Source organism: Mesorhizobium sp. M7A.F.Ca.CA.003.01.2.1 (assembly GCF_003998945.1).
GTDB lineage: Bacteria > Pseudomonadota > Alphaproteobacteria > Rhizobiales > Rhizobiaceae > Mesorhizobium > Mesorhizobium ciceri.
Window position 1 is genome coordinate 1 of record NZ_RZRA01000109.1, and the last position, 8707, is coordinate 8707.

Consider the following 8707-nt stretch of genomic DNA (forward strand, 5'->3'; position numbering starts at 1 on the left):
CCAGCGCCGACAGCTCGGCGCCGAAGCCCGAGGTCAGCGTCGCCTCATGCACGATGACGCAGCGCCCGGTCTTTTTCACCGAGGCGACGATCGTATCGAGATCAAGCGGCAGCAGGGTCCTGAGGTCGATGATCTCGGCATCGATGCCGGTTTCTTCGACAGCCGCCTGCGCGACATAGACCATGGTGCCGTAGGCGAGCACGGTGAGGGCCGAGCCTGCCCTGCGGATCGCCGCCTTGCCGAGCGGCACCGTGTAGTGGCCGTCGGCCACCTCGCCCAGCTCATGCTTCGACCAGGGCGTCACCGGCCGGTCGTGATGACCATCGAACGGACCGTTGTAGAGCCGCTTCGGCTCGAGGAAGATCACCGGATCCGGATCCTCGATCGCCGCGATCAAAAGCCCCTTGGCGTCGTGCGGGTTGGACGGCACCACCGTCTTCAGCCCCGACACATGGGTGAACAGCGCCTCAGGGCTCTGGCTGTGCGTCTGGCCGCCAAAAATGCCGCCGCCGGTCGGCATGCGCACCACGATCGGGCAGGTGAAATCGCCGTTGGAGCGGTAGCGCAGCCGTGCCGCTTCCTGGGTCAGCTGGTCGTAGGCCGGGTACATGTAGTCGGCAAACTGAATTTCCACGCACGGCTTCAAGCCATAGGCGGCCATGCCTATGGCCGAGCCGACAATGCCGGATTCGTTGATCGGCGCATCGAAGCAGCGGCTCTTGCCGTATTTGGCCTGCAAGCCCTGCGTGCAGCGGAAGACGCCGCCGAAGAAGCCGACGTCCTCGCCGAACACGACGACTTTCTCGTCGCGCCCCATCGACACATCCATGGCATCGCGAATGGCCTCGATCATGGTCCGTCTCGGCATGGCTCAGACTCCCGCCTGCTGGCGCTGGCGCCTGAGATGCGGCGGCATCTCGGCATAGAGCCCCTCGAACATGTCGCGCGTCGACGGCTTGCCGCCGGCATGCAGCGTGCCGTGGCTTTCCGCTTCCTTCTGCGCCGCGATAACCGTGTCGAGGATTTCCGCCTCGGCCTGCGCGTGCCGCTCGTCCGACCAGACGCCGAGCGCGATGAGATGGTTCTTCAGCCGCACGATCGGGTCGCCGAGCGGCCAGGCGTCGGATTCGGTCTTCGGCCGGTAGGCGGACGGGTCGTCCGAGCTCGAATGTGCGCCGGCACGGTAGGTGACATATTCGACCAGCGTCGGCCCGAGATTGCTGCGCGCCCGCTCCGCCGCCCATTTGGCGACCGCATGCACCGCGAGATAGTCGTTGCCGTCGACGCGCAGTGACGGGATGCCGAAGCCGAGGCCCCTCGCCGCGAACGTGCCCGAACCGCCGCGCGCGATGCCTTGAAAGGTCGAGATCGCCCACTGGTTGTTGACGACATTGAGCACGACCGGCGCCTTGTAGGTGGAGGCGAACACCAGCGCCGAATGGAAATCGGACTCGGCCGTCGAGCCGTCGCCGATCCACGCGGCTGCGATGCGTGAATCGTTCGATATCGCCGAGGCCATCGCCCAGCCGACCGCCTGGATGTACTGCGTCGCCAGATTGCCGGAGATCGAGAAGAAGCCGTGCTCCTTCGAAGAATACATGACCGGCAATTGCCGGCCCTTCAGCGGGTCGGCTTCGTTGGAATAGATCTGGTTCATCATCGTGACCATCGGGTAGCCATCGGCAATCAGCAGCCCTGCCTGGCGATAGGTCGGAAAGTTCATGTCGCCCGGCGCCAGTGCCTTGCGGAAGGCGCAAGCCACAGCCTCTTCGCCCAGATGCTGCATGTAGAACGAGGTCTTGCCCTGCCGCTGCGCCATCTGCATGCGCGCATCGAAGGTCCGCAGCGTCATCATGTGGCGCAGGCCGGTGAGAAGTTCGTCGCTGGACAGCAGGCTGGCCCACGGGCCGACGGCCTCGCCAGTGCGGTTCAGCACGCGGATGATCGAGAAGGCATGATCGCGGATGGTGCGCGGATCGACATCGATCTCCGGGCGCGGCACAGAGCCGGCCTTGGGGATCGGCACATTGGAAAAGTCAGGCGTTCCGCCCGGCCGCACTTCCGGCTCCGGAACGTGGAAACGCAACATCCCAGCATCGGCCATGACCTTTGTCCTCCAATGTTGCCCGGAACAGATATTTGCATATCTGCGCCGCCAGTGCGAATTCGTCGGGTAGCCTGCGGACGTCGGTCCCGGCCACGCCGGCCGATCCAGCCTCCCGCACCCAAGATGAAGATATGTCCGCGAAATTTCTTGTCGATGTTGGGCGGTGGCGCGCAATTAGAGGGAAGGTTGGGCGAGGTTTGCCGGCAGATAAGGTGATTGGTCGACGAACTCGCGCCTTTCCTCTCCCCCGTCGATCGGGGGAGAGGAAGGGAGCCAAGGCTGGCCAACTCGCGCCCTTCCTCTCCCCCGTCGATCGGGGGAGAGGTGTCGAGCGAAGCTCGACGGAGTGGGGGTCGACCGTTCGCCCAAGCTGGATGCCGCCCCCACATCATGCTAACCAACCCGCCATGGCACAGAAGAAAGCATATGAGGTCGATGGCTGGCTCGCGAAGCCGGACCAGCGGATCTCCATCGTCCTGCTTTACGGCCCCGATCGCGGCCTCGTCTCCGAGCGAGCAAAGGCCTTTGCCGGCAAGACCGGCCTGCCGCTCGACGATCCCTTCTCGGTGGTCAGGCTGGAGGGGTCGGAGGTCGACCGAGACGAGGGCCGGCTGCTCGACGAGGCCCGCACCGTGCCGATGTTTTCCGACCGGCGCCTGCTGTGGGTGCGCAATGCCAGCGGCCAGAAGGCATTGGCCGACGACGTCAAGGCGCTGACGGCCGAGCCCGCGCGCGATGCGATCATTCTCATCGAGGCCGGCGACCTCAAGAAAGGTGTCGGCCTGCGCGCCATCGTCGAGGCGGCCGACAACGCCATGGCCCTGCCTTGCTATGCCGATGAAGCCCGCGACATCGACACCGTCATCGACGGCGAACTGGGCAGGGCCGGCATGTCGATGACCATGGAAGCGAGACAGGCGCTGCGCCGCAATCTCGGCGGCGACCGGCTGGCCTCGCGCGGTGAGATCGAGAAGCTTGTGCTCTACGCCCATGGCCAGACCGAGATCGGCCTGGAGGAGGTCAAAGCGATGTCAGGTGATGTCTCCGGCGCGTCTTTCGACGACGCGGTCGACGCGCTTCTCGAAGGCAAGATCGGCGACTTCGACACCGCCTTCACCCGCCATTGCCAGTCCGGCGGCCAGCCCTTCCTGGTGCTGTCCTCGGCAATGCGGCAGTTGCAGCAGATCCAGATCATGCGCGGCCAGATGGAGTCCGGCAACCGCAACGCCGCCTCGGTCGTTGCCGCCGCCCGCCCGCCGGTGTTTTTCTCCAGGCGCAAGCTGGTGGAGAAAGCGCTGGAACGCTGGAGCACCGAAGCGCTCGGCCGCGCGTTGACTCGGCTGCAGACGGCGGTGCTGCAGACCAGGCGGCGGCCGGATCTTTCCGTCGCGCTGGCAAGACAGGCGCTGCTTGGCATTGCGGTGGAGAGCAGCAGGTTGGCGCAGCGGTAGGAGAGCGATCCTCCTCTTCTCGGCGCCGAGCGCTGCCTCCATCGGTCAATTCATTGTCATGGCGCCCACCTGCTGGAAGGTTGGCAGCGCCTGTGGAAAGACCAGCACCGCCGCGCCGTAAAGAAGCAGAGCGATACCCGACACCTTTGCGATCCCACCTCCGGACGGGAGGGTCTTTTCCGCAAAGATCAGCAAGGTGACCACGGCCATTGCGGCGACGTTCATGATCCCGAGAGGAAAGAGGGCGAGAAACAAAAGCCAGCAGCAGCCCAGGCAAAAAAGTCCATGCTCCAGGCCCATGCGAACCGCACCCCAATAACCATCGCGCCATGAGGTCAGGATGAAGCCAATCGGCGTGCGGCATTTGGCCAGACACAGATCTTTCAGTGGGGAGAGTTGATAGGCGCCCCCAATCATCAGCAGCGCGCCGCCGATACGCGCGGCCGTCGCAGCGGACAAACCCACATGCCCGGCAAGCATCTCCGCACCCGCCGCACCGGCAAAGGCGATAACGCCCATCACGCCCCAAACCAGCATATACCCGGCCACGAACACCCAGCTCGAGACAAAGGTCTCGCCCCGGCTCTGTTTGCCGGCCTGGACCTGGTGAAACGTCAGGATCATGGGCGCGGCCGTCGGAAACATCATGGCAATCATCATGATCATCCAGATGGCAAGAAACAGCGGCGCCTTCATACCCATGGTGAGTGCGTACATTTCCATGCGCATGTCCGCGTCCATGCCCATCTGCTGCCAGACAAGCAGGGTCCACGCCGCCGCAGCGATAGCGATCAGCAGCGCGAGAATGATGTATCGCTGCAACGTCGGGGCCATGGACGAGGTCGTTCCGTGCTACGCTGCCTACGGCTACTGCTGCCCAGACCAATTGATCGGGGCGTAATGTCCGTTTCGGCGGGAATTGTCCCAGCTCATGCCATGATCGCTGAATGTACTGCCTTCCGCCCCCATCGCCAGGGCGAGCCAATCGGGATTGACAGGATGGCCTGTGGCCGCCCACATCTGCCCGTCCTCGCGCATTGTCGGCAGCGGCTCGACCGCCATCTGCATGACGCCCGCAATCTCCGCCGACCGCTTCTTGCCGTCTATCCGGTAGCTTATCGGCACCTTCTTGGCGCCAAGATTCGTGCCAATCATGAGTGCCAGCACCGCCATAGGGCCGCCCGCAGCGCCGGTGAAGATGGCACCTAGCGCCTCTGTTTGCCTGTCATCGGCCCGTTCGTCGATATAGGCGGCGGCCGTCCAATTGCCGTTTGCCATAGGACCCGGCGTGTGAGCGACCATCGCGACACTGAGCCCATCCAATCGAACGTCGCCGTAGTTGCCCGTGTTGATATGAAAGACCAAACCGACGTCGCAAACACCTTTCGTCGGCTTCGATGTCAGCTGCGCGTTGGTGGACAGCAGACAAGGACATACGACATCGCAGCTACAATTTTCGAAGTAACTTCCGGACAATTGCCAACGGACTGCCATTTGCACCTCCCACTTGCGTCAGGCGCGTCGGCATATCGCATTGGCGGGGCGGTGCCATTTCACGATTGTTGTAGGAACGGCAAAAAGCCCCCGCCTCGACTGACCGGCACGCTAGGGCACATAATTTAAGCCATATCTAATATAGGTTACGCCGTTGCCTGGCACTGTCAAGCCGCGAGCGGCAGGGCTGGCGGCAGGCGCTGCTTGGGATCGCGGTTGAGAGCGCGAGGCGGGGGAGCGAGCCTGATCTCCCCCTCGAGGGGGAGATGTCGCCGAAGGCGACAGAGGGGGCCGCCGCGCGTGGGGCGCTGACCTCTTCTTCGTTCCCGCAGGGGCCCGGCGCTTGATGTGGGGCGACCCCCTCTGGCCTGCCGGCCATCCCCCCTCAAGGAGGGAGATTCGCGGCGTCACCGATTTCGCCAATCACGAGCGCCCCAAAAGGAAAAGGCCGGCCAAACGGCCAGCCCCTTTCCACATGCGCAATCTCCGGTCTCAATATACTTCGCCGGCTAACTAACGCTCCTGCTTCAGCCTTCTGCACAGCTCATCAAGCTGCTCCAGCGACCGGTATGAAACCCGCAAAGTGCCGCCCTTGCCCTTGTGATCCACTGACACAATCATGCCGATCGTATCGGTCAACAGCTTTTCCAGCGCCAGCGTATCGGCGTCCTTTTGCTCCGGACTTGGCGCCGGCTTGGCTTCCTTGGTGCTGCTGGTGCCGGCCGGTATCTGGGCCAGCGCTTCGGCCTGGCGCACCGAAAGGCCCTCTTCGACGATACGCTTGGCAAGGCCGGCCGGATCTTCCGCCGTCACCAGCGTGCGGGCATGGCCCGCCGACAGCGCGCCGTCGACCAGCATGTCGCGGATCACATCCGGCAGCTTCAGGAGCCTGAGCGTGTTGGCGACATGGCTGCGGCTTTTGCCGATCACCTGGCCGAGATCGGCCTGGGTGTAGCCGTGCTCATCGATCAGCTGCTGATAGCCAAGCGCTTCCTCGACCGCATTGAGGTCGGTGCGCTGGACGTTTTCGATGATCGCCAGCTCGAGCGCGGTGCGGTCGTTGACCTCGCGGATGATGACCGGGATCTCGGACAGCCCGGCGCGCTGCGCCGCGCGCCAGCGCCGCTCGCCGGCGATGATCTCGTAACGGCCGGCCTGTGCCGGCGAAGGACGCGCCACCACCGGCTGGACGACGCCGTGTTCGCGGATCGACTGGGCAAGGTCGGTCAGCTCGGCGTCGCCGAAATGCCGCCGCGGATTCTTCGGATTGGGGGTCAGGAACTCGATCGGCACCTTGCCGTCGGCGCTCATGCCTGGTTTTTCAGGCGCAGCTGGGCGATCGATCTCGCCGATCAGCGCCGCCAGCCCACGCCCCAGTCTCTTTCTCGAAAGGTCTTCGCTCATCTTTATTCCAGGTTCCGGATCGTTTCGGTATCGAATCGGCTCTTTAAATTGCAGGGAGTCTAATCAAGCGGCGCGTAACTTGCGCTCGCGGCGGATCACTTCCGACGCCAGTTGCAGATAGGCCTGACTGCCCGAGCATTTCAGATCGTAAAGGATCGCCGGCTTGCCGTAGGACGGCGCCTCGGACACCCGCACATTGCGCGGGATGACGGTCTCGTAGACCTTGTCGCCCATATGCGCCCGCACATCCTGCACCACCTGGTTGGCGAGATTGTTGCGGCCGTCATACATGGTCAGCACGATGCCCTGGATGGTGAGATCCGGATTGATCGAGCGGCGCACCTGCTCGACCGTCTCCAGCAACTGGCTGAGACCTTCGAGCGCGAAGAACTCGCATTGCAGCGGCACAAGAACAGAATCGGCCGCAGCCATTGAATTCAAGGTCAAAAGGTTGAGCGATGGCGGGCAATCGATCAGCACATAGCCAAAGGGTGCGCCGCGCTCGGTCGCGGCGCGCAGCGCATTACGCAACTTGAGCACCCGGTCGGGCGCGGAGGCGATCTCCATTTCAATGCCGAGCAGGTCGAGCGTCGACGGCACGATCGACAGGCCGGGCACCGCCGTCGGGATGGCCGCGGCCTCCAGCTCCAACTCGCCGGTCAACACGTCATAGGAGGACACCGTCCGATCCTTGCGGTCGATGCCGAGGCCGGTGCTGGCATTTCCCTGCGGATCGAGATCGACGATCAGCACCTTTTCGCCGATCGCGGCCAGCGCGGTCGCCAGATTGATGGCGGTGGTTGTCTTGCCGACGCCGCCTTTCTGGTTGGCTACGGTGATGATTCGGGGGCCATTCTTCATCATGGGTTTATGCCAGAAATTCATTTTGGGCGCCAAATCGCCTGTCAGTGACGGATCAGACAGGTCGCAGGTTGGACAATTCCAGGATGACGCCGCCAGCGTCGGTCACACTGGGATGTTCTACCAGATCGAAGGACCATCGGTGAACGCTTTCTTGCACTTCGGTGCGGTAATCCCGGCCTTTGTGGAACAGGCCGCGCGCGCCTGAAATCAGCCAGGGCGCCGACAGGTCCAGCAACGTCGAAAGCGGAGCCAGCGCCCGCGCCGTGACGATCTGCGGCGTCGAAACAAGCGCATGACTGTCGTCGATGCGGCGCGCCACCACCCGCGCCGGCAGGCTGAACTGCCCAATGACGGTCTGCAGGAAGGATGCTTTTTTGCGATTGCTTTCAACCAGATCGATGCTGGCGCCGTCGCGCTCGGCCAGCAGGAAAGCCATGACAAGGCCCGGAAATCCGCCGCCTGAGCCGATATCCACCCAGCGTGTGGCTTGGGGCTCTATGCGCGCGAGCTGCGCGCTGTCCAATATATGACGCTGCCAGACGTCGCCCGAGGTCGATTGCGCCACCAGATTGATGCTGCGATTCCACTTCTGGAACATCTGCTCGAACGCCACCAGCCGATCGAATGTTTCACGTGAAACCGGGCCTGCCGTGTCCTGCAGGCTCGCTAGGGTCATAGAACTCACGCAACATCCTTTTGCAGGCGCTGGGCGCTCTCCGCGTGACGGACATGCGCGACAATGATCGCCAGCGCCGCCGGCGTCATGCCTTCCATGCGCTGGGCATCGGCGATGGAGCGCGGCCGCCGCGCCTGCATCTTCTGCTTCAACTCGTTCGACAGACCCGGCACTCCGGCGAAATCGACCGTCTCGGGGATCAGCCGGCTCTCTTCATGCCGGATCTGCGCCACATCCGTCTTCTGGCGATCGAGATAGACTGAATATTTCGCCTCTGTTTCGAGGCGCTCCGCCGTCTTGCCGTCGATCGCCGCGAATCGCGAATCGATACGACCCAGCCAGGCCACGTCGACGTCGGGATAGGACAGCAATTCATAACCGGACCGGCGCACGCCGTCCCGGTTGATTTCCAGCCCATGACGCGCCGCCTCGTTGGGCGTCATTGTGAGCAACTTCGCCAGCTCCCGCGCTTCATCAAGATTCTGCATGACATCCCCGTAGCGTCGCATTCGCTGCGCCGAGGCGATGCCAAGCTTCGCAGCCACGGGCGTCAGCCGCTCATCGGCATTGTCGGCGCGTAGCGACAGCCGGAACTCGGCCCGCGACGTGAACATCCGGTAGGGCTCCGCAATGCCCCGGCTGGTCAAATCATCGACCATGACGCCGATATAGGCCTCGGTGCGGCTGAGCACGATCTGCTCGCTGCCCGCC

Annotated in this window: 8 protein-coding genes and 1 pseudogene; 1 reads left to right on the forward strand and 8 read right to left on the reverse strand. The window is 63.6% G+C overall.

The window, feature by feature from the left end; genetic code table 11:
* Positions 1-868 (reverse strand): alpha-ketoacid dehydrogenase subunit beta (locus EN969_RS07125; RefSeq protein WP_164758170.1); only part of this gene is annotated, 868 nt, incomplete at its 3' end.
* Positions 869-871: 3 nt separating this feature from the next.
* A complete protein-coding gene (locus EN969_RS07130; RefSeq protein ID WP_063169595.1) occupies positions 872-2104 on the reverse strand; it encodes a 3-methyl-2-oxobutanoate dehydrogenase (2-methylpropanoyl-transferring) subunit alpha in 1233 nt (410 codons plus the stop codon).
* A 410-nt stretch (positions 2105-2514) separates the two neighbouring features.
* Here EN969_RS07130 and holA point away from each other — a divergent pair, with 410 nt between their 5' ends.
* Positions 2515-3558 (forward strand): DNA polymerase III subunit delta, encoded by a 1044-nt coding sequence (gene holA / locus EN969_RS07135; RefSeq protein ID WP_013528740.1) that lies wholly within the window; start codon positions 2515-2517, stop codon positions 3556-3558.
* A 45-nt stretch (positions 3559-3603) separates the two neighbouring features.
* On the opposite strand, the gene EN969_RS07140 is transcribed toward holA, so the two are convergent.
* The 6 genes and pseudogenes from EN969_RS07140 to EN969_RS07165 form a co-directional block, all read right to left on the reverse strand.
* Positions 3604-4392, reverse strand: a complete 789-nt coding sequence (locus tag EN969_RS07140) for a DUF2182 domain-containing protein (RefSeq protein ID WP_013528739.1) — start codon at positions 4390-4392, stop codon at positions 3604-3606.
* Between the two features lie 33 nt (positions 4393-4425).
* Positions 4426-5052, reverse strand: a complete 627-nt coding sequence (locus tag EN969_RS07145; protein WP_063169596.1) for a DUF1326 domain-containing protein — start codon at positions 5050-5052, stop codon at positions 4426-4428.
* 513 nt (positions 5053-5565) lie between these two features.
* Positions 5566-6456: a ParB/RepB/Spo0J family partition protein gene (locus EN969_RS07150; RefSeq protein ID WP_013528737.1), complete on the reverse strand. Its 891-nt coding sequence runs from the start codon at positions 6454-6456 to the stop codon at positions 5566-5568.
* Positions 6457-6519: 63 nt separating this feature from the next.
* A complete protein-coding gene (locus EN969_RS07155; RefSeq protein WP_013528736.1) occupies positions 6520-7320 on the reverse strand; it encodes a ParA family protein in 801 nt (266 codons plus the stop codon).
* A gap of 52 nt (positions 7321-7372) precedes the next feature.
* On the reverse strand, positions 7373-8005 hold the full coding sequence (gene rsmG / locus EN969_RS07160; RefSeq protein WP_063169597.1) for a 16S rRNA (guanine(527)-N(7))-methyltransferase RsmG: 633 nt from the start codon (positions 8003-8005) through the stop codon (positions 7373-7375).
* Positions 8002-8707: pseudogene (locus tag EN969_RS07165) on the reverse strand (tRNA uridine-5-carboxymethylaminomethyl(34) synthesis enzyme MnmG); the annotation flags it as partial. The pseudogene EN969_RS07165 and the gene rsmG, both read right to left, overlap by 4 nt.

Bases quoted from the DNA above. Each gene is read 5' to 3' on its own strand.
- EN969_RS07150 (WP_013528737.1), bottom strand. From the start codon at position 6,456: ATGAGCGAAGACCTTTCGAGAAAGAGACTGGGGCGTGGGCTGGCGGCG.
- EN969_RS07140 (WP_013528739.1), bottom strand. From the start codon at position 4,392: ATGGCCCCGACGTTGCAGCGATACATCATTCTCGCGCTGCTGATCGCT.
- EN969_RS07145 (WP_063169596.1), bottom strand. From the start codon at position 5,052: ATGGCAGTCCGTTGGCAATTGTCCGGAAGTTACTTCGAAAATTGTAGC.
- EN969_RS07155 (WP_013528736.1), bottom strand. From the start codon at position 7,320: ATGATGAAGAATGGCCCCCGAATCATCACCGTAGCCAACCAGAAAGGC.
- EN969_RS07130 (WP_063169595.1), bottom strand. From the start codon at position 2,104: ATGGCCGATGCTGGGATGTTGCGTTTCCACGTTCCGGAGCCGGAAGTG.
- holA (WP_013528740.1), top strand. From the start codon at position 2,515: ATGGCACAGAAGAAAGCATATGAGGTCGATGGCTGGCTCGCGAAGCCG.